Raw genomic sequence first — 24,239 nt, forward strand, 5'->3', positions numbered from 1 at the left:
GGCCGTATCAAACTCGCTACGATGTGCCTTGATAAACGCGTACTTCACTCGGACGCCCTGCGCTCTGCGTCGATTGCCCATTGAACCTCCCTTTGTGCTAACGACCCTCTTAAAGGTGTCCGTTAAAGCCTGGGAAGTCCAGAATGTCCCCGTTTAGGGTTCCATAGTGCCCCTGTTTGCTACTCATGTTCCATAGGTGGCAAGACGAGAGGGTTGATTTTAGGGGGCAAGTCCAAACCTGCTCGAAAGGCCCGCCTTCCATTATGGGAGGCACGAATGGGAAGGAGGCTGGGAACCGCACCAACCTCAAATTTGCGCACATTAACTGTGCAGAGGCCCCCTTCGATAGTGCACTCGAAAACAGAAACGGGAACGCCGGCCACAAGATATTCGCCCGTTTGAGGGAGCAAACCAATTCGGTTGCTTACGGATACTATTGCAGTCCTTTGTAAACGACTGACCTCTAGCAGAAGTTCGGATGGAGTTAGTGAGCTAAGACAAGTATCGCCATGCTGGATCCGGCCCCGCAACGATCGTTGTTGATCAAAATCCGCATCAACACGGGCAGCAGCATACATAGCCTCGAAACTTTTCTTGATATCCCACCCCACCTCACGCATATCACCACACTTCTGGCAGCTCACCGTTCGCCTTGCTCCAGATTCCCTAGCCTGATCATCTGCCTGCCGCTCAAGAGCATTCCAATACGATGCCAGGGAAGCCGTCGGAAGCTTTGCACTGAGGCCCTCGCGCAAGAGGCGAAGCGGGAGGTGATCAGCTTCTCCTACCCGAGCATTCTCCAAAGCTTCAGGGTCTATCGGCACAGGGGTATTCTCAATTCGAGCTTGAAGAGTTGCAATTTCAAATGGCAAACCCTCTCGGCAGGTTGAAGGAGATGTCCCCACTACCTCGCATACTGATGCCGCCCCAAAGCCTGCAAGTGCCAAGAGATCAACGAGTCGCTCAGCTCTTTCAAGACCATCATAGATTGCCTCACCGATGTTTCTTTCGCGTAAATGATAGAGGTCTACCAGGTGGCGCGTCATTCCATCAGGGAAGTATTGGCGCACCCTGGCATAGGCATGGCACGATTGGTCAACTCGATACGCCACATGGCATGTAAGCTCCGTGTAAGATTCGATCCATATTCGAGTCCTCCATCGATTATGCTCATGCTCTGGATCGGCACGTCGATTAGGATCATTCTGTGCGTTACGGGTAGCAATAAGTTGATTGCTGTATGCCTCGTTAGCTGAAAGAATCACGCGCTTAAGTTCTTCATACTCTTCCGAAGAAATAGCTCGATCAAAGGGAAAAACCTGATCGCTATCTACCACTCCTACACCACCGACATAATTCATCCCTTCATAAGGTGATTCAAGAATATGCTCCAAATAGCAAGCATTCCATTGACTGCGAGGCACCCCCGAATCTTCGCAAGCTCTACACACAGAAACCCATGCTTCATGTCTGCCTTGAAAACAGGGGTGTCTTGGATCTTCATAGTAGACATGTTCTTTGATGGAGCCTGGCCGATTGCTGCCGTAGTACTTGATGACTGGCATGATTGCCTTTCCCCGGTCAGTCTTAAGGGATCCGCCCCTTTGTTTTGATCGAACAATCCACGTTCACCTCAAGCAACCCAAAGCTTGGCTAAAGAAGAATCCACCTGGTGTCACCAAACAGCGCCCTTCTACTTTTCCCCAATCATCACGTCGATCTCTGCCTTCAGCTAGAACAGGCAACGGCTCTGGAACCGTGTTCGATCTCCAGGTACGCACAGGGATTCTCTATCAAAGATTTGATTGCAAAGACACTGAGGGCTTCGCCGCAGGGGCGTTCAAGCCGGGATACTTTGCCTGAACGAAACTGGCGGCTTGCCATAACACCAACGCATTCACCACCGTCGCCACGATCAGCGCGCCGGCAAGCCCCACGCCAACTCGCCGAAGCAGCCACTCGGCTATTCCACCGGTCAGCCCACCTAGTGCGACGCCGGCCAAGAGACCGGCCACTGCGAACATCGCATAAAACCCCATCGCGAACAGCATCGCAAAGCTATCGGCATTGGGGGCAATCCCGAGATACCCCCCAAATCCTATCCACGCGCCCCATAGCCCCCCGAGCACCGGCCAGGAGATGCGGACGGCCCGCCAGAATGCATTTCCGTCCTTCATCACTTGCTTGCTCCCTGCCGCACGCTCTCCAGTGTTTGGCGTGCCCCAAGAAGATGCCGTGCGGTTGCATCTATCTTTTGTAAGTGGCACCCGCCGGACGGTTCATTCCACGTCAATTTCAACGATTGATTAAATCCGCTGCTGAGGACAAATTGTTTCAATGGCATGACGCGCAGTTGGGCGGAAGCCATGAGCGGGATGATTTGTTCGACTTGCAGGGACTGTTGCTGATTGCGCCATTGCATGCGGGCGCCCAGCCAGTCGCCCGTCCCGCCATCGATGAACACCCACCCCCAGCCGTCAGCACTCAGGTTCAGATAGCAATAGGCGCCATGATGACCCGCCCCCGCCCATTCACCCGAAAAGAAGCCGGGCGAGTTATCTGGCAGAGGCGTCAGCGCTTTCGCAGTCCCCAACCACACGAATACCAGTATGAGCCCTATGAAATAGCGCATGTGCCGACCTTGCCCCTGGATAAGAATACTTGTTCACACATCGTGAAACCGCGCTCCATCAATGCATAGCGGCAATCACTGGTTTCTGAAACCACTTCCAGCGCCTACACTGTCCGCTGCAGCGCAGTGTCAGCGCGCGGCTGTTGGAGTCGCCTGAAATCGACCGCTCATTCTTATGCCATCGCGGATATTCATGCCCATGAGCGTAAGATTTACAGCTCCGGCGAGAAGCTCTATACCCTGAACCACGTAAAAAGTCGTGTCGAATGCACCGGCCGAAGCCAAGCGATCAAGAACAATGGCGCAGGGCAGCAATACCAGCAAGCCGTTCGCAGCAATGAAGGGCATCCGCCTCTTCTTCGCGTCAACGAGCCTCCCCTTGCGAGACTTCGCGATGACGAAGCCACTTCCACCAGTAGCCGCAATGGCTGGAATCAGAATAAACAGACCGGGCATGACGATTAGCGCCTTTACGGTTGCTACTGCCTCATGAGCCCCAAAGAGTTCCACGGCTACAGAGGATAGAAAAAACGTGGCGATTGTTAGCGCCGCCAGTAATCCCGCAACGAGATGTATTGTCTTTGGCATTGCAGATACTCCTGCCCCCTACGGGCCGACACAAAGGTTTGGAACCGTCAGGCGCGTGAATAGATGTGGAGACGCGACTGCGAACTAAGAATTCAATGGCCAGACCCCTTTGTGTTCAGGGCCAGAAACCAGCGAACGACCCTGCGCTCGGCGTCACTGGTCGGTTGTGGCGGTTGCATCCAATTCAAAGAAAGAACAGAACCTCCCGGTTTCGTTCTCACAGTTGCGACCGCAGGCGGCGTCTACGGGGCGCGTTCAGCCCGTGCCTTCGACGCCGCAACGTCCGGCAGCGGCTGCCCCACGAGTCCCCGCACATAGTCCTTGTCCACTGCGTCGAGCAACGCCTGCCGGGCCGGACCTTCCGGCCCCTCGACGAGCACCATCACGTTGTGCACGCGCAAGCCTTCGCTGCGCCGCGCACTCGCGACGCCGAACGTCGCCGTGGTCGGGGCGGCCTCCGGAAAGCGCTCCACATTCATCGCGAGACGCACCGTGATTTCCTGGGGAAACGTCTCAAGCCGCTTGGCCTGTGCGCGCAGAAGATCGGCCTGCGGTTTGACGCCGGCCTTGTGATCGGTGACGAACTTATTGGCGGCCTCCTCGAGCTTTCGGCCTTCGGCATTGGCGCGGTCCGCTTGCGCCTGTTGCTCCGACGTGAAGGGAGGATCTTTTCGCGACCGCCGTGGCGCGGCGTCGTACGCCGTGCGCATTTGCGCGAGCAACTGCTTGTGCTGCCCCTCTTTCTCCGGCGGGAGCTTTTCTAATTCCTCAATTTGCTTTTCAAGACTCTTGCGCTCGGCATACATGCGATCGGCCTCGGCCTTGGGGAACTTGTACAGATAGCCGCCGCTCGCATTGGACGAAAACGCCCCTTCCCCTGTACCACGGCAGAAGGACAGGCGCGGCTGGCGTGAAAAGTCGTACGGAGCACCGCGCCGCTCGCTATTGGCAACCGGAGCGGGCAATGCCGCTGCCAGCGCCGCTTCAGCTCGAGCCGCGAATCCGAGCTCGGCCGGTGTCGCATCACGTACTCCGTCCACACAGTCGGCCAACCCGACACCGGGCACTCCCCACAACGCCATCGTGGCTACCACAGCAACAGCAACGCGAGTCCTCGTCCTGATCATCATGGTCCTCCAATTCTGGCCGTACCTGAAACAGATTTACGGGTCATCCCCCTTGTTTTTCCTTACCATCTTGCGACTCAGCGACAGCCGGCATCCTACTCACAGCTCATCTCCAGGCTCAGGAAATGGGTGGTGCAAAATCGCCCTGAGCTGATTGCGCCTGAAGAGCCTGCAATTGAGCGCGCGCCACATTGACGTCGAGGCCTAACCAGGTGCAAGCGATGTCGGGAGAGTTGAAGACGATGACCTTCACGCCATAGCCTTCCGCTTCTTTCAAGAGCACCAGGGCTCGTTCATAGGTTTCCCTGTTCACTAGGAGCGCCATCCGGCCCACCTTGAGTCGACCGATGACTTGACCGTACAGGTCCACGATCTCTTTCACCTCGTCAATGGTCGTGCTGAAGTGAGCCCTCTCGGCGTCGACCAGAACGGCCGCACCGGGCTTCACCAACGGATCGCTCAAATGCCGTCGTCCATGTGCAAGAACTTCGTCGTGAGTGACCTGCCCTGTCCACAGCTCCACCACCACGCTCCCATCATTCAACACGGCATAGTTATTGGGCATGCGTCTTCCCCCTTTTCAGCCGACCAGCACATCAACCCACCATTATTTCATGGAACCCTAACGACACGCTTCCGGCCTGTCAATTGTCTCCTTCTGACGGGCAGGCATTGCCAAGACTGCCCCCATCGGGGATTGCCCCCTCCTCACCCCATATCCTTGCAGCTTTGAGGCAATCGTGATACTCAGGAATCATGGCACAACAGGTACCACAAGCCCTTTCCGGCATTGAGCGACAAATCGCTCATGTCATGGCTCGCCACACCGCTGTGGCCATTGCGATCCTTTTCGGGTCCACAGCCACAGGGCATGCGCGGCCGGACAGCGACCTCGACGTGGCCATTGCCACCGTCACGCCGCTCACGGCCGAGGCTCGTATCGCGCTCATTGAAGACCTTGCGCTGACATTCGGGCGGCCTGTGGACCTCATCGACCTCGACCAGGTACATAGCCCGCTGTTGCACCGGATCTTCACACAGGGGCACATGATTCTCTGCAACGATCGGACGCGCTACGCTGAACTCCTCCTGCGCATGATCTATGAAGAGGCCGATGTGATGCCTTACTACCGCCGGATATTGTCCGATAGAAGGCACGCATGGATCGGGACATAGTCCAAGCCAAGCTCGAATCACTCCGGCGTTGCGTCGAGCGAATTGCCGACAAGACACCGCCCTCTGCCGACCCGCTGGCCCACGACCCCGATCTCCAAGACATCATCGCGCTCAATCTTCAGCGTGCCGTCCAACTCTGCGTCGACCTTGCCGCGCATGTCATCGTCGACACCTCCTCCAAAGCGCCCTCGACCATGGCCGACAATTTCGCCATTCTGCAGGAGGTGAACGTCATTCCCCCCGCCTTGGCAGACCGGATGATGAAAGCCGTGGGATTTAGAAACATCGCCGTGCATAGCTATCAGACCATCGATTGGAACATCGTCTATCAGATCTGCACCCGCCACCTCGACGATTTCCGGCAATTTGCCAAAGCCATTGCCCAGCAACTCGCCAAACGCTGAGCCTCAAACTCCCCCCTCTTTCCCCTGAAAGGATTCCATTCCTCGCGCCATATCGTGGGTAGAAGGCAACGCCACTCTACTCACGAGGTGCCTGATGAACCTGCATCGACTCAAGACGCATCTTTCAGCGCTCGATCCCCGTCTGTACCAGATTGCCAGCCTCAGCACACTGCTCCTGTATGGCCTCGGCTGGCTGCACTTCACGGTGTCGCCCGGGCAAATCGCCCTCACGATCGGCGCGGCGTTACTGACTCAATATGCCGGCACGCGCATTTACGATCTACCTGCCTTTGACCCCAAGAGCCCGCTGATCTCGGCCCTCTCTCTCTGCCTCCTGCTCCGCACAGACGACCTCACCCTGGCCGCGTTGGCCGCCGTCATCGCGATCGGCAGTAAGTTCGTCATCCGCTGGAAAGACAAGCACGTCTTCAATCCGACGAATCTGGCGCTGGTCGTCATGATTGCCGGCGGGCTCGGCTGGATTTCGCCCGGGCAGTGGGGGCAGGTCGCCTGGTTCGGCTTTCTCATCGCCTGCCTCGGCAGCCTCGTGGTCACCCGGGCGGCGCGGGCCGATGTGACCCTCGCCTTTCTTGCCTTCTATGTCGGTCTGTTGTTCGCACGAGCGCTCTGGCTTGGCGATCCGCTCACGATCCCGCTGCATCAGATTGAAAGCGGCGCACTGCTCATCTTTGCCTTCTTCATGATCTCCGATCCCAAAACGACCCCTGATTCCAGAAGCGGCCGGATCTTCTACGCCCTGCTCGTCACGCTGGCTGCTCTCTATGTGCAATTCGGCTTATTCAAACCCAACGGCCCGCTCTGGGGCTTGATCGCCTGTGCGCCGCTGGTCCCGGCCATCGACTATTTATTTCAAGGCGTTCGATACAGCTGGTCAGCCCCATCGAATGGTTCTTCGCCCGGTTCTCCCCTGTGCCCAGCAGCCTGTCGCCTGTCCCTTTCACATCAAAGGAGGTTCTCATGAGACGCATCGTTATTCCCATGCTCACATTATTCCTTGGCCTGTGTACCTGGAGCAGCGAAGCTTCCGCGTTCTGCGGCTTCTATGTCGGCAAGGCCGATACGAAGCTCTTCAACAAAGCGTCGGAAGTCGCCATCGCGCGCCACGACAACAAGACCGTCATCACGATGGCCAACGATTTCAAAGGCGACGTGAAGGAATTTGCGATGGTGGTGCCGGTGCCGACGGTCCTGGAGAAGGAGCAAATCCACGTCGGCGATCCGGCCGTGCTGAAACATCTGGCCGACTATTCGGCCCCCCGGCTGGTGGAATACTTCGACGAGAATCCCTGCCGACGCTACGACATGATGCAGGACCGGATGGGCACCATGAAAAGCATGGCCCCGGCCGCCGCCGAAGCCAAACGCGAACGCGATCAGGTCCTGGGCGTGACGGTGGAGGCGCAGTACCTCGTCGGCGAATACGACATTCTCATCCTCTCGGCGAAGGAAAGCGCCGGCCTGGAAACCTGGCTGACGGAAAACGACTACAAGATTCCCCACGGGGCTTCGGCCGTGCTCCATAGCTATCTAAAACAAAATCTGAAGTTCTTTGTGGCCAAGGTCAATCTGGGCGAACAAGCCAAGCTGGGCCTCACGCATCTACGGCCGCTCCAGATTGCCTTTGAATCGCCGAAGTTCATGCTGCCGATTCGCCTGGGTACGGTGAACGCCGACGGCGCCCAGGAACTGTTCATCTATTTCCTGACCCAGCAAGGCCGCGTCGAGACCACGAACTACCGCACAGTCCGCTTGCCGGAAGCGCAAGAGATCCCGCTTTATGTGAAGGACAAATTCGGGGACTTCTATCGCGATCTCTTTACGCAACAAGTGAAGCGCGAGAGCGAGCGAGGCGTGTTTCTGGAATATGCCTGGGACATGAATTGGTGCGATCCCTGCGCGGCCACCCCCCTCTCAGCCGAGGAGCTGCGCGGGCTGGGGGTGTTCTGGCAGGACAGCCTCGGCGGCCCACAACGAGGCCGGAGCATGCCGATGGCCCAGAACGTATTCCTGACCCGCCTGCACGTTCGCTATGACGCGGCGCACTTCCCCGAAGACCTGATGTTCCAGGAAACTTCGGATCGGTCGAATTTCCAGGCACGCTACATCCTACGCCATCCCTGGACCGGCACGGACGAATGCGCGGCGGCGACCACCTATCGCCAGCAACTGCGGGAACGCTATGAACGGGAAGCGCAAACGCTGGCCACATTGACCGGCTGGAATATCGGCGAGATCCGCAAGACGATGAACATCGCTGCCGTGCCGACCGTCGAGGGGAAGAAGTGGTATCGGCAGTTGTGGGCGAACTAGCACCGCGCACACACGACAACGGCGAGGCCTGGTATCACCAGGCCTCGCCGTCGTCTTCGCTCGACGCCAGCCCCGCGGCCGACGCTTCTTGCTCTTGCAGGCTGCGGAAAAACTCGGTGCATGGGAAAACACGGCCCAAATACTCGGAGTGGCGCCGCGGCCAGAACGACCACAGGATGCTCAAAAAGGCCGTCCAGCAAGGCCGCAGCGAACGAAGAGGCGAGGCATACAAGTTGGTACGTTGAGCCTCTTCGTGAAGCGAGAACGCCGCTGGCGGACTTTTTCAGCATCCTGCTAGCAGGAGAACGATCCTGCGCTATGTCCTGATCGAGAGGGAGACCGACGTCAGGCTGACCGATCGATACGCCAAGACTGCGCCGTTGACCGTCGTCGAAGGAGTGCTCACTGGGGACTCCGGTTGTCCGGCAACAGGAGTCGCAGGAAGGGCGGCTGGAGTTTCCGGTGGTCCGGCGGGGGACGCCTGCGGAGTCCGTTCACGCTCGCCCCTCAATTCCCGGCCAAGATTCTCGCGCAACTTTTTGAGGAAGTCCGGCAGATACTTCCGGATCTTTTCTGATTCCACCTTCGCCTCGTCAAGCGCGGCTAAGACTTGCTCAACCAGCGACTTCGGCTGCGAGGCACCCGGCGCCGGAGCGACGAGGCGAGTCGTCGCGTCCGCTGCCGGAGCCGCTGCATCCGTCGAAGGCTGGGTGGGCGCCGTGGTACCGGTTGACGATTGCGGGATCGCCGCAACCGTCGAAGGCGCCGCACCCGGGGTAACCGGTGTTGAGGGAATGCGGGATGTCTGGGTTGAGGTTGGAGTCGGAGCCGGTTGATTCTCCGGCAACGCTGGCTGTCCGGTCACGGACGACGCCACCTGAGCTGCCACAACCGTCACCGATCGTTCGACATTGATACTGAGGTCCAAGCTGGATAGTGATGACAGCCCCCCGAACTTGTCGGCGAGCGTGGCCGTCTTGGCCAGCGCTTCGTCGTCCTGGCCGCGGAAATACTTGCGGAAAATATTGCTTACCTTACGGAACAGCTTTTCGAGATCGTGCAACTCCTGCTCGTTCAGATCCCCTTCGACCGTCACGCCATACTGCTTCTTCAATGACGCCTCAACGCTCGTGGCCTTGACCTCGACCGAGCCCTGTTCCGTCTCCGCCTTCGCCTGATAGGTCGCTGCCCGATACCGGGCTTCAAAGTCGGCGGTCAGCGTGATCTTGTCGCCTTCGGCCGTCGTCACGCTCAACTGTCCGCTCAGGTCCGTCGACGCGGAAATGGCGGACACTTTCGTATCCAACCGCTGAGCGCCCGCCGCATTCGCCGCCGGAGCCTGGAAGAATTTGGATGGGTCGAACGGGGTCAAAGCTGAGATAGGCATAACTGCTGTTCCTTCCTGTGGACCTTATCGGATCCCCCCTAGCTAAACTTAAGGGGTGCTGTGGTATAGTGCCTCTAGATATTGGCTATTCGACTTCCTCGCGGAGAAGGAGCTCCTATGCGCACACCATCAATTTCGGTACGCCTTGCTCTCACGCTCCTGACGCTAACCCTCTCCAGCGGCTGTTCATTCAAGGCCACGCTCGATCAGACGATGGATACGACCTCCAATGTCAGCGGCACCACATCATCGGTTCATAGCTGGGTTTCAGAAGATGGGCTGGTGAAGCCGGACTACAAGGCGCTTGCCTTAATCGCGGCGAGCCGGGAGAACATGGAGCAGAACATCGCGGCCGGATCCGGCGAGTATCTGACCGCCGTCGGGACCTTGCTCGGCGTGCCGGAGCCCCGGCGCGCAGACTTCGGCGCCGCGATCCAACGCCGCTATGCCCAAGATTGGCCAGGCTCCCATGCGGCCCCGGAGCAGTGGCTCGCGCAGCTTCACGAAACCGCCCAACCCTATCGGCTATCCCACTAACCCCTGTCGGATCTCGTATGACCACACCTCAAGCCTCCGCCGCGACACTCCCTTTTCAACGAATCCTCCATCCCTCTGATTTTTCAGAGGACAGCCACACCGGACTGGTCCACGCGGTGAAACTGGCCGTGGCCGCTCACGGCGAGCTGTCGATCATGCACATTGACCCGGATGTTCCCCGGGCGGATTTCGAAGACTTTCCCAAAGTCCGGCCGTTACTTGAACGCTGGGGGCTCCTTCCTCACGGCAGTCCACGCGAGCAGGTGGCCGACCTGGGGATCGCGATCAAGAAGACTCGGACAGTGGCAAAGAACCGGACCGAAGCCATTCTCCATTACCTCGCCAAGCATCCGGCCGATTTGCTGGTGATGTCCACGAATCAGCACGAAGGACTCGCCCGATGGCAGCATGAGAGTGTTGCCGAACCGGTCGCCCGTGAGAGTCAAATGGCCACGCTGTTCGTCCCCGCGCAGGTCGAAGGATTCGTGGCAAAGGATTCAGGACAACCGAAACTCCGCCGGGTGCTGGTGCCGGTGAGCGCGGAATACAGCCCGCAACTGGCCATCGACATGACCGCGCAGTTGGCGGCCGCCCTGGGCTGCGACAATCTCACGGTGATTGTCGTGCAAGTAGGAGACGATCGCACATTGCACTCGCTCCACTACCCGATCAAGACCGGTTGGCTCTGGCACACGATGGCCTGCCAGGGAAATGTCGTGGAGGTGATTCTCGCGATGGGGAAAGATTTCGATGTCGATCTCATCGTCATGACGACGTCGAAGCAGCATACCTTACTGGATCTCATGCGAGGCAGCACCACCGAACGTGTACTCCGCGGCGCCCGCTGCCCGCTGCTGGCCCTACCGGTCTGACATCCTCCGCACCACACTCACCGGCCCGTCCGACATTCCCGACATTCCTTCAGACTGCTTTCGCAGCACCGTACGCACGACCACCCCGTCTTTGAGAATGAGAAAATTCGTCGGCACGGCCGGAATTTTCGGCCCCGGCAGAATGATTCCGGCGAGATTCAACGGATCGGACGCGGACAGTTTGATCTCTTGTCCCGTCGTAACGCTGCCCACTGACTTGCGCAGCGCGCGCAGGGCCTCCACTGCTTCCGGCAGCGCGAACTGCTCGCCGACAAAGCCCGTCACAAAGCGACCGCCGCGCAGCTCCCCTTGCAGTTCCAATTTCCGATACACCACGAGCAGGTCCCGCCACGACTGCACCAACGACTCCCGTACCAACAGATCCCGAAAGACCACCCCGTACCGGCGCAAGAGCTGGCGGGCCGTCTGCTCTGCAGAACTGAGCGCCGATGGCTGACGGCTGACCGCGTTGCGAAGCAGCGACCAGCGACCCGCTGTATGCCGTGGCCGGCGCGCCCGTTCCCGGCCCTCGGCACGGCGGCGCCGCGGATCCATGAGAGCGCGGAGATTGTCGAACCCGTCGGCCGTCACCAGGCCCGCCGCGACCAACTCCCAGAGCCCCGCCTCGACTTCCGCCGGAAGATGATTAGTCAGCCGCACCAGATCGGCAAAGAAGCTCGCGCCTCGCTCGTGCAATGCACGGCGCAGGTCCTGGGCCACGGCACTCAACTGGCCATAGGGATCAGGTCCGGCTTGCGCCGCACCCTCTGCGAATGCCGCCATCAACCACTCTCCGTCCTCACGCGGAAACAGACTGATCGGGGCAACGCTCGTGGGCACGATGCGCCGCGCCTTATCAGCGTCACCTGAGAAGGCCAAACGCGGATGCGGCGAAATACGCCCCCAACTGACCGCGCCGCTGAGACAGAGACGGTCTAGAAACTCCGGCTCGTATTTCGCCAGGCGCACACGCAAGAGCTGCGGTTCCCAGGCGGAAGCCGCCGCTTCAAACCCAGCCAATTGCGTGATGATCTGCGTGAGTCCGGCCTCCCCATGCTGCCGAGAGCCCGGCGTCACATGCTGCCACTGAAGCAGAAAGCGCATGAACTCGGCGGCAGTGACCGGCTCGATGTCCTTGCGCAACCGGCCGATCGTCAATCGATGGATCCGCGCCAGAAGTCGGCGGTGACACCATTCGGAGGCGGAGATGCCGGAGAGTGCTGAGTCCTGGGTACTGAGTCCTGAGTGTGTTCTGAATTGCCCGCGGAGGACCTGGCCTTGCGTTTCTAATTTCAGCATCGCTGCCATGACACCATCGACAGACACATGCAGCCGGTCGGCCAGATGCTGCACCGTCGTCGGTCCGATACTCTCCATCCACCCCTGCACCACCGCGACAAGCACTTCTTCGTCGCCGGCCGCAAGCAATCGTTCAACCCGCTCTCGATTCTCCGCCGCCACCCAGCCCTGCACCGCTCGCCCCCCATCGCTCGACGACAACTCCACTATCCGCCCTTCTTCGATAAGGCGCGGCAAACACACGATCCAAGCCGCTCCCTCTTTGACCGGCACCCACACCAGTGTCAGCAGCGCATCGTGCAGTTCGTCGGCATCTCGCACCACCGGCCACGCCTCCCGCTCGACCTCCTCAATCGCCGCCGGGTCGAGTGCGCCGACCTGCCCGAGCATCTCCGGCGGTAGCGTCCGCCGCATTTCCACCGCCCGGGCGCGGCGCTCTTCCAGCGGCGCGTCATCGAGAAACGCGTAGGGGTTGGCGTTCAGAATCTCATGGGAAAAGACCGAGGGCACGGGCGTATCCACCGCGACGCAGCGAATCGTGCCGGCTTCGATGGCCTGCAGCACGGCCGTCAGCCCCTCCAGATCCATCGCCTCCGTCAGGCAATCTCGGATCGTTTCGTTCACGAGGGGATGATCCGGAATCTGCCTGGCTGCCCGCTCGCCGGTCAGATTCTCCTGGCAGGCGATCGCATCCGGGAAGACCGCCGCGAGCAAATCTTCCGACTTCATCCGCTGAATCTGCGGCGGCACCTTCTTGCCGTTGGAAAATCTGAGCAGCGCCAGCGACCGCGATGCATTCCACCGCCAACGCGTCGCGAACATCGGCGCGAGCAAGACTGCTTGAATCAATACTTCACGGACCGACTTCGAGTGGAGATAGCCGAAGACCGATTCCAGCGGGAAACTGTGCTTCTCGCCCAGCGAAATCACCAAACCATTGTCGGTCGCCGCGGCCTGCAGCTCGAAATCGAACGTGACGCAGAACCGTTTGCGCAGGGCGAGGCCCCAGGCCCGGTTGATCCGCCCGCCAAAGGGCGCGTGCAAAACCAGCTGCATCCCGCCGCTTTCGTCGAAGAACCGCTCAGCGACGATCGTGTCCTGCGTCGGCACGGTCCCCAGTACGGCCTTGCCGGTGAGCACGTACTCGATGGCCTGCTGTGCACCACGCTGATCCAATGCACACTCGTTTTTGAGCCAGCCGATGGCTGACACCTGACTGACAGCCGGATCATCAGACAGCGCACGCTCAGCAATCACGTGCCGTAATGAAGCTACTTCCGCCGATAATTCGGCTGTCCTCGACGGAGCCTCGCCACGCCAGAACGGAATGTTCGGCGGCGCGCCCTGGGCATCTTCCACACGGACCTTCCCCGCCTCGATCCCTTTGATGCGCCACGACGTATTACCCAACAACATGATGTCGCCGGCCAAACTCTCCACCGCGAAATCCTCGTCGACCGATCCCACCACCGTCCCATCGGGCTCCGCCACCACCGCGTAGTTAGCCGTATCTGGAATGGCGCCCCCGGAGGTGATCGCCGCCAGCCGCGCGCCTCGCCGTCCCTTGATCCGCCCGTTGATCCGGTCATGGAACAGATAGGCCAGGCCCCGCCCCCGCTGAGTGGCGATCCCATCGGCCAGCATATGCAGGACGCCATCGAATTCGGCCCGCGACAGATCCCGATAGGAATAGGCGCGACGGACCAAAGCGAACAGCTCTTCTTCCGTCCAGGTCTGAGTGGCCGCGGCGGCGACCATCTGTTGGGAAAGAATGTCGAGCGGAGCAGGCGGGATCGTGATCTGATCCAGCGTCCCCCGGCGGATCGCGCGCACGAGCGCCGCGCACTCCAGCAGTTCATCCCGCGTCATGGCAAAGATACGGCCTTTGGGAATCGCCTTGACCCAGTGGCCCGCACGGCCGATCCGTTGCAGCCCGGTGGCGATCGCTCTCGGCGAACCGATCTGACAGACGAGATCGACCGTGCCGACATCGATCCCCAGTTCCAACGAGGCCGTGGCAATGACGACGCGCGTCTTGCCGGTCTTCAACCGTTCCTCCGCCGACAGACGAATCTGCCGCGACAGACTGCCGTGATGCGCCGCTACCACGTCAGGGCCCAGATCGTGGAGCCGCTCTTCCAGGTAGTGCGACACCCGTTCAGCCAGCCGTCGGGTGTTCACAAACACCAGTGTCGACCGGTGCTGCCGCACGAGTTCAGCCACACGGTCATAGACATCGGACCAGATGGCGTTCGTGGCCACGGCGCTCAGCTCATCCTTCGGCACCTCAACCGCCAGATCCATCTCGCGGCGATGGCCGACATCGATGATCGTCGGACGCGGGCGAGCTCCGACCAGAAACTCCGCCACCAATTCGATGGGCCGTTGCGTGGCCGACAAGCCGATGCGTTGCGGCTTCACTAGCGTCAACGCTTCCAGCCGCTCCAGCGACAGGGCCACGTGAGCGCCCCGCTTGTTCGGCGCCAGGGCATGAATTTCATCGACGATCACCGTTCGCACCGTCTGCAACATGCGACGACTCTTGTCCGCCGTCAGGAGGATGAACAGCGACTCCGGAGTCGTCACGAGAATATGCGGCGGCCGCTTCAGCATCTGCTGCCGATCCGCCATCGGGGTATCGCCGGTGCGCACCAGCACGCGCAGCTCCGGCATGAGCAGGCCCGCTTGCAACGCCATCTGCCCGATTTCCGCCAATGGTTTTTGAAGATTTTTCTGAATGTCGTTGCTCAGGGCCTTGAGCGGCGAGACGTACAACACCTGCGTATGATCGTCGAGTTCACGAGCAAGCGCTTGCTTGAAGAGAGAATCGATGCAGGAGAGAAACGCCGCGAGGGTTTTGCCCGATCCGGTCGGCGCGGCAATCAGCGCATCCGCGCCGGATTGAATCGCCGGCCAAGCCTGCCGCTGCACATCCGTCGGCTGCCCGACCTGCGTCAGGAACCATTCCGCGATGAGGGGATGAAAGCGGGACAGCGTCATCGCGGCATCTTAGCACGCACTACAGGGCTGCTCCACCAGGCCAGACCACTGGTCTATCCACTCTCTCCGCGAAGTAAAGTCACCGCACCATTGACCGATAGAGGTAGCGAAGAGATCCATTCGCCGGCTGGCGTCATGGACAACCGTGCCTCAATGGCGCTCACAGGTGACTATGCATACGACGCTGCAGAACACACACTCCGGAGACTCCGCTGAGCCACGGACCACCATGCGGTCGTCGATACTCCTCCTCATGGCCTTCGGCCTCATCATAGGGCTCATCCTCATGATGGCAACGAGGAGGCCAGCCGTATCTTGCCCGGAGGAGTTGATCGGCACATGGAGTACGGCCGCACCGGGCTATGAAAGCGGCATGCTGGTGATGACCAAACACGCCGTCGTTTTCAGTGCAGGGGGGGATCATCTCGATGCTCAAGCGGTTCGTCGGCTGGAAACCGTCCCTGAGGGGCGCCGCGTGCTCTACACACTCGTCTACGGCAACTCTCGAAACGAGGAACAGACGCTCGTATTCTTCTACGATTCTCGCGAGCAGACCATCACCTTCAAAAATCAATCCCACCTCATCTGGACCAGAACCATGGTGGAGTCGTGATCGCCTACTTCAAACGGCGACAGCTCTTCGTACATCCCATTCAGTACTGGTTTGTCGCCACGACGCTGGTGTATTTCTCATGCCTCTTGATCGTGCTCTACGGCGCGGTCTTCCTCCCGATGGCACAGCCCCTAGAAACTCCCACGGTCTCCTGGGAAGAACGTGCCCAGGTCGCGACCCAGATTCTGGAGCTGAACACGCGGGTGTGGCCCTGGCTGCTCGTGACGTTCCTCGGGTTGCTCCTGCACTCCATGTATTTCATGCACCGCATCGCCGGTCCCCTCTATCGATTCGCCACACTCTTCCGATCCATCGGAGCCGGGCACCTTCACCAACGCGCCAGATTACGGAAACACGATTATCTCCATCGGGAAGCGCGGGACTTCAACGCCATGCTCGACTATCTGGAACACCACATGGCGCTGCTACATCGGCATGGCACAGCCATAGCCCAGACCTATGAGGATGCGGTCCGTCCGATCCAACAGCAGTCGTCGAACCAGTTGAACGCTGCGCTCCAAGCGCTCGAAACGGATATCTCCCAACTCCAGCTCTGCGTCGCGGCATTCAAGCCACAGGAGGCACCGCTGTCACCCTCTCAACTGTCCCTTGAGTTTGCGGATCGGGTCACCGATGACCCACCGGCCAGGTTGAAGGCGGCATAGCCATGAACGACGTGCTTCCCGTCACGAGCAACCCGACTCCGTCCACTGAAGCGCCACCCGCCTCTTCAGCGGCACATCCGCCCCTGCGCCATCGCCAATCCGGGCTACAGAACCCTCACACACAGAGACGACGGCTGGCCTTCGTGCATCCGATTCAGGCGCGCCTCCTCATCCTGACCCTCACGTACACAATGATGATCGCGCTGCTGTTGGCCATCCCCGTGTTCAGGCCCCTCATGCAAGCCCTCGACAACCCGGCGCTCTCCTGGCAGGAGCGAGCCGTCGTCGCAACCGACTTGCTCAATCTGCACGCCCGATACTGGCCTTGGGCACTGGGAGCCGTGGCGGTACTGACCATCCATTGCCTGCACTCCCTGCGGGTGGTGCATCGCATCGCCGGCCCCCTCTATCGATTCAAGCAGCTCTACCGAGAGATCGGCGAGGGCGACCTGTCCATCAGAGCGACACTCCGCCAACACGACTACCTGACGCCTGAAGCAGACCTCTTGAATCGGATGACGGCCCAACTCCAGGCCAGAATCAGCACAAGCAAACAAGCGCAGACAACGCTGGCGTTGGACGTCGAACGGCTCAAAGAAGCCGTTGCCCGTGAACACAATCCAACCCTCGCCACACTCGTGCAACAGACCGAACAGGATCTGGCGAGCCTAAAAGAGTCCCTCGATTGGTTCAAAACTCATAGGGGATAGACACTTGGACCGCAGCCTACACAAGACTCGTCAGCGCACAGGTCAGGCAATCCAACAGACGGCACCTGGCGCATGGGGTACCGCCACCGGCTTCACGTTGATCGAACTCATGATCGCGGTGGCAATTGCCGGCATTCTGGCTTCCTTGGCCGGGCCGACCTATACCGACTTTCTCTATAAAGCACGGATTGCAAGGACCGTCGCCGAGCTTCACGGCCTGGCCAAAGAGCTTCAAGGCTTTGCCCTTTCAGCGGGGCAATACCCCGACACCCTGGCGCAAATTGGCCGGAGCACGTTGCTTGATCCATGGGGGAATCCCTATCAGTATTACCGGATTAATTGCGGCCCCGTTGACATCGGCTATCTCCACCAACCCGATCGTCCTGATGGGGAATCTGAAGGCCGTATCATTCCCGTCGCCGATCCTTCCCCAGCCCATGCAGGACGGATACTCCTCACAGTCGGAAACACCCATACCCAGAAATTGATCCAGCTCGTTGCGGGGAGTGGCGGTGGAAGCAGCGCGAGCGGAGGCGGAAGCAGTGCGAGTGGAGGCAGCAGCACCCCGAGCGGAGGCGGTGGCCCACCCTGCGGCGGGGTCGGAGGAGCACGGAAGGATCGCTTCCTGGTTCCGATCAACTCCGATTTCGATATTTACAGCATGGGACGGGACGGACAGACCGTCGCTCCTCTCACGGCTCCCAAGAGTCACGATGACATTATTCGCGCCAGCGATGGTGGCTTTTACGGCCTCGCGGCCTACTTCTAATTCGCGGGAATCATGAAGGCATTATTCTCCACGTCCCTGCTCCAGAGTCGCATCGCCCGCCGCATGCTGGGGCTCTTCATACTCTGCGCGCTGGTTCCAACATCGATCCTTGGCTGGGTGTCGTACCGGCAAGTTACCGATCAGTTGATTGCGCAATCCTCGCTTCGCCTCCAACAGGAGAGCAAGGCCCAGGGGATGGTACTGTACAACCATCTCCTGACACTCAAGGCGGATCTCGATCGCCTCGCCGATGGACTGCCGCAGGACGGACCCGTCGTAGAGGACTCGACACTCACCGCGTCAGTAAAGGAACTGGGGCACCGTTTCCGGGAGCTGCGCCTACTAAAGTACGACAGCCCCTCGCATCACCATCTGAACGAGACGCAGGTGAGCCACCTCAAGGCAGGCAAGACGCTGCTCCGGTTTCAGTCCGCCGCCAACAACCTTCGGGACATTGTTTTGACTCGCGCCGTCAATCCGGATCGATGGGAGGCCGGCCTCCTCTCAGCCTCAATCGATGAAACGCTACTCTGGGGCATGCAGTCAAAAGACATGCTGCCGGCAGAAACCGACCTGGCCGTTGAAGGCCATGACCGGCGGATCCTCTACTCGACCTTTCAGGAGCGGATCGCGCTCCCGACGCTCCAACGGCAGGACCTGGCCGCCCCTATGACAGAAGCGTTCGTCTGGCACTCGGGTGAACACGACTACGTCGCGGGCGCCTGGACGGTGCCCCTGCGATACATCTTTCTTGCAGATCCCTGGATCGTCGCGCTGAGCCAAACGAGAGAGTCTGCCCTCGCTCCAGTTGATCAGTTCCGGCACACCTTTCTTCTGGTCATCGCCTCGGCGTTGAGTCTCGTGGGGCTGCTCAGCCTCTCGCATATCCGCCGGAGCCTGCAACCGGTGACCCTCTTGCAGGAAGGCACAATGCGCCTCGCCGGCGGAGACTTTACGACTCGCGTCACCGTCACGAGCCGGGACGAGTTTGAAGACCTGGCCGCCTCGTTCAATCGTATGACCGGCCAGCTCAGCCAACAGTTTCACATGCTGGAAACTCTCTCGGCCATCAGCCACGCCATCCTCTCCAGTCATGAGCCCAAGGCGATGACGCGGCTCGTGCAGTCTCGCATCTCCGAAACCGTCGCCTGTGACGCCGTGGGCATGGCGCTGATGGAATCGGGCCGCCCGGGATCGACGAGCCTGTCGGTGCGGCACCTGAACTCCTGGTCGGAAACTGAATTTACCGAGACCGGCTGTCGGTTTACTGAGGCGGATCTGGCCTTTCTCCAGATTCATCCACACCATGCCATGCTGGGAGCCACCGCCTTGCCCGATTATCTGACGGGCCTCAGAGCGCTCCAGCTCACAAGTTTCGCGGTCTTTCCGATCTTCGCAGACACACTCGTCACCGGCGCGCTGGTGCTCGCGTATCGGCCAGGGAAATCCCCTTCCGCCGACGATGTCGTCTCGGCCCGTCGGTTGGCCGATCAAGTCGCCGTCGCCCTCACCAACAGCCGTGCCATCGAATCGCGCGTGCGCGCACAGATGGAGCTCGTCGGAGCCGTCGAGGCGAAACACGAGGCCGAGGAGCGGGCCACAGTGTTGCAAGCCGAGAACCAGTCGCTGGAGACAAAAGAAGAACGGCTGCGGCATCAGCAGACTGCTACTCTGAACCTTGTCAAAGACCGGACGGTATTTGAAGGCTCACTGGCTGAAGCGGCCCAACTGGTCACGACGACGGCCGCCCAGGCCCTCGGAGTCGAACGGACCAGTGTATGGATCTTTGAAGCGAGCCGCCGCCTCCTCTACTGCCTCGACAGTTACGAACGGTCCACGGGGCGTCATGGACCGGAACCCACGCGGTCGCTCTCACGATATCCTGACTATTTCGAGAAGCTCCAGCGCGGGCAGGTCCTCGCGGCTGCGCAGGCACAGCAAGATCCACCATTTCACGAGTTAACGTCCGACGTCCTTTCGCCGCGTGGCATCAGTTCACGGCTGGACGCCCCGTTTCATACCAAGGCAGGCTTGGCCGGAGTGGTGACGGTCGAACATGTGGGGGCTCCAAGAGAATGGGCCGCTGACGAACAGCAGTTTGCGCAAGCCCTCGGAAACTTCATGACGCTGGTGCTGGAGGCCGCTCGCCGCCGCGAGGCCGAAGAAGCTCTGGCCATCGCCAAACTCGCGGCCGAAGACGCGACCAAAGCGAAAGCGGAATTCCTCGCCAACATGAGCCACGAGATCCGGACCCCGATGAACGGCGTGATCGGGATGACCGAGATCCTTGCGCACACGTCGCTGTCCGACACGCAGCGCCACTAGGTGGAGACCATTCACAACTCCGGCGACACCTTGCTGGCCCTCATCAACGATATTCTCGACTTCTCGAAGATCGAAGCCGGGAAACTGGAAATCCAGCCGGCCGCCCTCGACCTCCGAGACCTGGTCGAACGCACGGCGGAACAGTTAGCCGAGCGTGCGCAACGGAAAGGTCTGCAGCTGCTGGCGGAGTATGATCCATCGGCGCCTACCGCGGTCATCGGCGATCCCATTCGCATCCGCCAGATCCTGACGAATCTCCTCGGGAATGCCATCAAGTTCACCCAACAGGGGGACGTGCGCGTACACGTCACCGTAGACGTGCCGCCGCCACGAGAAGCCGGGCCGGCAATCTTCCGCATTGCGGTCAGCGACACAGGAACCGGCATCAGTTCCGAAGGCCAGGCGAGGCTCTTCCAATCGTTTTCTCAAGTGGATGGGTCCTCGACCAGGGTCCATGGCGGCACCGGCCTGGGACTCAGCATTTGCAAACAACTCAGTGAATTGATGGGCGGCACCATCGGGGTCCACAGCGTCATCGGGCAAGGCAGCACGTTCTGGGTTACGCTTCCCTTGCCCGTACAAGCCGAGCCCGACGCCTTGCACGTGCCCGATCCTGCACTCACAGGGGTCCGGATTTGCGCCGCCGTGAATCACGCCGTGACTCGTCAGCTGCTCACACGGTATCTCGCCCCCTGGGGCATCACCCCCCGAACGGCCGATACAGGCGCGGAATTTCTTGAACAGGTCATGAACGAACTGGCCACGGAGGGCGGCCAGGTGATCGCGCTCATCGATGAAGCATGCACAGATATGAGCGATATCGAACTCCTGCAGGCCCTGACGTCTGACTCCACTCTTGCCGCGGTGCCCACGCTGCGGCTGGTGTCCTTCGTCCGCCGGGCCGAGGTCGAACAAGACCCGGTGTTCGGCAGGACTCCCTTCATCACCAAACCGCTCCGCTACGATGCTTTTCATGAAGCGCTGCTGGGTTTGCTCGGCAAGATCCCGCTCCCATCCGCATCATCGACTCCGGCGTCGACCGCACAACCTCAACTGACCGGTGCGGTCCTGTTGGGCGAGGACAATCCCGTCAATCAAGAGATCGCGACGCTGATGCTCGAAAGCCTGGGTTGCTCCGTCACCGTCGCACAGAATGGGCGAGAGGTGGTCGATTGTGCGAAGAAGAGTCGCTACGATCTCATCTTGATGGATTGTCAGATGCCTGAGATGGATGGGTTCGAAGCGACGCGCCTCATCCGGACATGGGAAGCCGAACTGGGCGGCGGCACGTCGACGCAACCTATTCCCATTGTGGCACTGACAGCCCATGCGACACCCGGTGATCGCGCCCACTGCCTGGCCTCAGGGATGAGCGACTACCTTTCTAAACCCTTCACGATGGAACAACTGCAACGGGTGGTGACCTCGTGGCTGGCGCAGAGCGCTGCTCCTGAAATCCCTGCACAAACCGGATCCACGCAGGCTGGAGATGCCCCACCGGCAGATGCCATACACGCAGCGCCCCCGACCGTCGACCGTCAAGCATGGCATTCGATTACCGCGCTGCAGCGGCCCGGGAAGCCGGACATGCTCGCTAAGGTTCTGACGCTCTACCTGAAGGACTCGCAGCAGCTCGTCGACCAGCTTCGTCGGGGAGTTGCCGCCGGACAAGCCCAACTCGTCAACGAAGCCGCGCACAGCTTAAAATCCCGCAGTGCCGTGCTCGGTGCAGTCTCGCTGTCCGACTTGTGCCAGCAGATCGAAGCCATCAGTCGTCGAGGATCAGTCATGGATGCCGAGCCATTACTCGATCCACTCGAAGCCTCGTTTGCCGATACCTGCATCGTCTTTCAAGCTGAACTCAAGAAGAGAGCCGCATAGCTCTGGCCGTAGATCCAACCACCTCTACGTTACCTGCACGTGAAAATTGGAGTCGATCTAGTTCCGGTCGGGGCTGCGATCAGCACACTCGAATCGGATTGAGTCGTCGGCTGCCCGACCTGCGACCGAAACCAGTCGGCAATGAGGGGATGGAAAGAAGAGAGCGGCATCCCGTGATGCTAGGATGCCGCTCTAAGGGAGTCAAGGCCGCGTCCTACCCCGAAAGGCCTACTAGCGACGAGAGGCTAAACGTCCGGTTGTCGCAACTGATGCCGGACCACTACCCGCTGCTACCGTAGCCTGGCTGGTTAACGCCCCAGTACTTCCGTCGACGTTGAACTTCGAAATCGTATTCGACCCTGAATTCGTCACATACACAAACCGGCCCGTCGGATCCACCGCCACGCTGCTCGGCGCCGTCCCCGCTGCTACCGCCGTCCCCGCCGTCAACGCGCCCGTCGTTTGATTGATCGTATAGACCGACACGTTGTTCGACGTCGTATTCCCCGCATACACAAACCGGCCCGTCGGATCCACCGCCACGCTCCGGGGTCCGGTGCCAGAGGAAACTGCTGTTCCTGCATTTAAGACGCCACTGTCTTTGTCCCCAGAAAACACAGACACCGTACCGCCAGTGCTGTTGGCAGCATACGCAAATCGTTGCTGTGGATTGGCAACAGCCACAGATACAGGAGTCGTGCCTGCCCCAATCGATACCCCAGCGGTCAGTACGCCCGTCGCCGCATCAATAGCGAACACCGACACGTTGTTCGAGTTTCTGTTTGCCACGTAGAGAAACCGGCCACTTGGATCGACAGACACGGACTTGGGGAAATCGCCGGCATCAAATGGTGAACCGGAGACTTCCGACAAAGCCCCCGTAGTCGGAGCGATTGAAAACACACGTACATTGTCGGAAGCCACGTTGGTTACTACATAGAGAAATCTCCCCGCTGGATCAACAGACACCGATTGCGGCCCGGTTACGGTAGAAGCAGACGATCCAAGCGATAACGCCCCACTACTTTGATCAACGCTAAACACTGAAATCGTATTAGCGTTCGCATTTGCCACGTACACAAACCGTCCCGTCGGCTCGACAGTCACAGAGCTCGGCGACGAACCAGCTAGGAACGGCGATCCGGCAACACTGCTCAATGCTCCAGTACTCGAGCTGATGGTGAAGGCAGACACATCACTCGTATTAGCGTTCGTCACATACACAAACCGCCCTGTGGGGTCCACCGCCACACTGCTCGGCGCCGTCCCCGCTGCTACCGCCGTCCCCACCGTCAACGCGCCCGCCGTTTGATCGATCGTAAACACGGACACGTCGTTGGTCGTAGCGTTCCCCACATACGCAAAGCGGCCCCTCGGGTCAACCACCAGAGACGTAGGCCCAGAGAGCGTCGCCGTTACAGTACTACCTGCAGAAAGCAGCCCCGTGGAGGTATCCAACGTATACGGCGTGACAGAGCTCAAGCCCTTGTTCACGACATACACAAACCTTCCAGTAGGATCCACGGTCACAGACTGAGGGTCTGTTCCGAGCACTGTTGAGGCGGAAAGTAAAGTCAGTGCGCCAGTCCCCGTATTCGCACTATAAATTGAAAGCGTTCCTGATCCAGCGTTGTTATTATTCACGACATACGCATATTTAGTGGAAGCCGCTCCTGCCCCCAATGTGAAATTCCCGCCGACCCCGCCGCCGTCGCTTGGACAGCCGGTGAGAAGAAACAGTCCTGACAACGCGTACATAATCGACAACGATTTCTTCATGGTACATCCTCCACACCTAATCTACTTCACACACTATGCAGTCACGACTGCTCTTGCGATAGCGTAGCACTATGGAAAACTAATGCCAATCGAGAGGTTCATGTTTTCCATAGACTTTGCCGGTCGTGCGCTGTCAGATTGTGG

21 protein-coding genes are annotated in these 24,239 nt (G+C 59.8%); 12 read left to right on the top strand and 9 right to left on the bottom strand.

All coding sequences use genetic code 11. The annotated features are described in order from the left end of the window. Positions 1–179: 179 nt before the first annotated feature. From Q7U39_10110 to Q7U39_10135, 6 genes are all read right to left on the bottom strand, one after another. A complete protein-coding gene (locus Q7U39_10110) occupies positions 180–1,565 on the bottom strand; it encodes a hypothetical protein (GenBank protein ID MDO9118302.1) in 1,386 nt (461 codons plus the stop codon). Between the two features lie 228 nt (positions 1,566–1,793). Continuing rightward, positions 1,794–2,177 carry a hypothetical protein gene (locus Q7U39_10115; GenBank protein MDO9118303.1) on the bottom strand — a complete coding sequence of 128 codons (384 nt, stop codon included), beginning with the start codon at positions 2,175–2,177 and terminating at the stop codon, positions 1,794–1,796. Further along, the gene (locus Q7U39_10120; GenBank protein ID MDO9118304.1) at positions 2,177–2,632 is read right to left on the bottom strand and encodes a hypothetical protein; all 456 of its coding nucleotides are present in this window, start codon (positions 2,630–2,632) and stop codon (positions 2,177–2,179) included. Before Q7U39_10120 ends, Q7U39_10115 begins: the two co-directional genes overlap by 1 nt. A gap of 129 nt (positions 2,633–2,761) precedes the next feature. Further along, entirely contained in the window at positions 2,762–3,220 is a 459-nt protein-coding gene (locus tag Q7U39_10125) for a hypothetical protein (protein ID MDO9118305.1), read from the bottom strand. A 242-nt stretch (positions 3,221–3,462) separates the two neighbouring features. Further along, a complete protein-coding gene (locus Q7U39_10130; GenBank protein ID MDO9118306.1) occupies positions 3,463–4,350 on the bottom strand; it encodes a hypothetical protein in 888 nt (295 codons plus the stop codon). A 115-nt stretch (positions 4,351–4,465) separates the two neighbouring features. Then, on the bottom strand, positions 4,466–4,912 hold the full coding sequence (locus Q7U39_10135) for a hypothetical protein (protein ID MDO9118307.1): 447 nt from the start codon (positions 4,910–4,912) through the stop codon (positions 4,466–4,468). 191 nt (positions 4,913–5,103) lie between these two features. Between Q7U39_10135 and Q7U39_10140 the strand changes: the two genes are divergently transcribed. The 4 genes from Q7U39_10140 to Q7U39_10155 all read left to right on the top strand — a co-directional run bounded on the left by Q7U39_10140 (position 5,104) and on the right by Q7U39_10155 (position 8,258). Then, positions 5,104–5,523, top strand: coding sequence for a nucleotidyltransferase domain-containing protein (locus tag Q7U39_10140; protein MDO9118308.1), 420 nt, complete (start codon positions 5,104–5,106; stop codon positions 5,521–5,523). Then, positions 5,508–5,927, top strand: a complete 420-nt coding sequence (locus Q7U39_10145) for a DUF86 domain-containing protein (protein ID MDO9118309.1) — start codon at positions 5,508–5,510, stop codon at positions 5,925–5,927. The genes Q7U39_10140 and Q7U39_10145 overlap by 16 nt, the downstream gene beginning before the upstream one ends. A gap of 94 nt (positions 5,928–6,021) precedes the next feature. Further along, a complete protein-coding gene (locus Q7U39_10150; protein MDO9118310.1) occupies positions 6,022–6,909 on the top strand; it encodes an RnfABCDGE type electron transport complex subunit D in 888 nt (295 codons plus the stop codon). After that, positions 6,906–8,258 (top strand): DUF2330 domain-containing protein, encoded by a 1,353-nt coding sequence (locus Q7U39_10155; protein ID MDO9118311.1) that lies wholly within the window; start codon positions 6,906–6,908, stop codon positions 8,256–8,258. Before Q7U39_10150 ends, Q7U39_10155 begins: the two co-directional genes overlap by 4 nt. Before the next feature lie 316 nt (positions 8,259–8,574). Here the strand turns inward: Q7U39_10155 and Q7U39_10160 are convergent, their stop codons facing one another. Next, on the bottom strand, positions 8,575–9,645 hold the full coding sequence (locus Q7U39_10160; GenBank protein MDO9118312.1) for a hypothetical protein: 1,071 nt from the start codon (positions 9,643–9,645) through the stop codon (positions 8,575–8,577). Positions 9,646–9,762: 117 nt separating this feature from the next. Here Q7U39_10160 and Q7U39_10165 point away from each other — a divergent pair, with 117 nt between their 5' ends. Continuing rightward, positions 9,763–10,182: a DUF3015 family protein gene (locus Q7U39_10165; protein ID MDO9118313.1), complete on the top strand. Its 420-nt coding sequence runs from the start codon at positions 9,763–9,765 to the stop codon at positions 10,180–10,182. 17 nt (positions 10,183–10,199) lie between these two features. Beyond that, positions 10,200–11,054: a universal stress protein gene (locus tag Q7U39_10170; GenBank protein ID MDO9118314.1), complete on the top strand. Its 855-nt coding sequence runs from the start codon at positions 10,200–10,202 to the stop codon at positions 11,052–11,054. On the opposite strand, the gene Q7U39_10175 is transcribed toward Q7U39_10170, so the two are convergent. Then, entirely contained in the window at positions 11,043–15,353 is a 4,311-nt protein-coding gene (locus Q7U39_10175) for a DEAD/DEAH box helicase (GenBank protein MDO9118315.1), read from the bottom strand. The two genes, Q7U39_10170 and Q7U39_10175, sit on opposite strands and share 12 nt — an antisense overlap. Positions 15,354–15,525: 172 nt before the next feature. Here Q7U39_10175 and Q7U39_10180 point away from each other — a divergent pair, with 172 nt between their 5' ends. From Q7U39_10180 to Q7U39_10205, 6 genes are read left to right on the top strand one after another with little or no spacing between them, the layout of a single operon-like run. After that, a complete protein-coding gene (locus Q7U39_10180; GenBank protein ID MDO9118316.1) occupies positions 15,526–15,966 on the top strand; it encodes a hypothetical protein in 441 nt (146 codons plus the stop codon). Then, complete coding sequence (locus Q7U39_10185; GenBank protein ID MDO9118317.1) at positions 15,963–16,631, top strand: hypothetical protein; 669 nt, start codon at positions 15,963–15,965, stop codon at positions 16,629–16,631. Before Q7U39_10180 ends, Q7U39_10185 begins: the two co-directional genes overlap by 4 nt. A gap of 2 nt (positions 16,632–16,633) precedes the next feature. Next, positions 16,634–17,341 carry a methyl-accepting chemotaxis protein gene (locus Q7U39_10190; GenBank protein MDO9118318.1) on the top strand — a complete coding sequence of 236 codons (708 nt, stop codon included), beginning with the start codon at positions 16,634–16,636 and terminating at the stop codon, positions 17,339–17,341. A 4-nt stretch (positions 17,342–17,345) separates the two neighbouring features. Continuing rightward, positions 17,346–18,110, top strand: coding sequence for a prepilin-type N-terminal cleavage/methylation domain-containing protein (locus Q7U39_10195; protein ID MDO9118319.1), 765 nt, complete (start codon positions 17,346–17,348; stop codon positions 18,108–18,110). A gap of 12 nt (positions 18,111–18,122) precedes the next feature. Next, the gene (locus Q7U39_10200) at positions 18,123–20,435 is read left to right on the top strand and encodes a GAF domain-containing protein (protein MDO9118320.1); all 2,313 of its coding nucleotides are present in this window, start codon (positions 18,123–18,125) and stop codon (positions 20,433–20,435) included. Then, positions 20,436–22,316, top strand: a complete 1,881-nt coding sequence (locus tag Q7U39_10205) for an ATP-binding protein (protein ID MDO9118321.1) — start codon at positions 20,436–20,438, stop codon at positions 22,314–22,316. A gap of 231 nt (positions 22,317–22,547) precedes the next feature. Here the strand turns inward: Q7U39_10205 and Q7U39_10210 are convergent, their stop codons facing one another. Continuing rightward, positions 22,548–24,095: a beta-propeller fold lactonase family protein gene (locus Q7U39_10210; GenBank protein ID MDO9118322.1), complete on the bottom strand. Its 1,548-nt coding sequence runs from the start codon at positions 24,093–24,095 to the stop codon at positions 22,548–22,550. Between the last annotated feature and the right edge of the window lie 144 nt (positions 24,096–24,239).

Source organism: Nitrospira sp. (genome assembly GCA_030653545.1).
Lineage (GTDB): Bacteria > Nitrospirota > Nitrospiria > Nitrospirales > Nitrospiraceae > Nitrospira_D.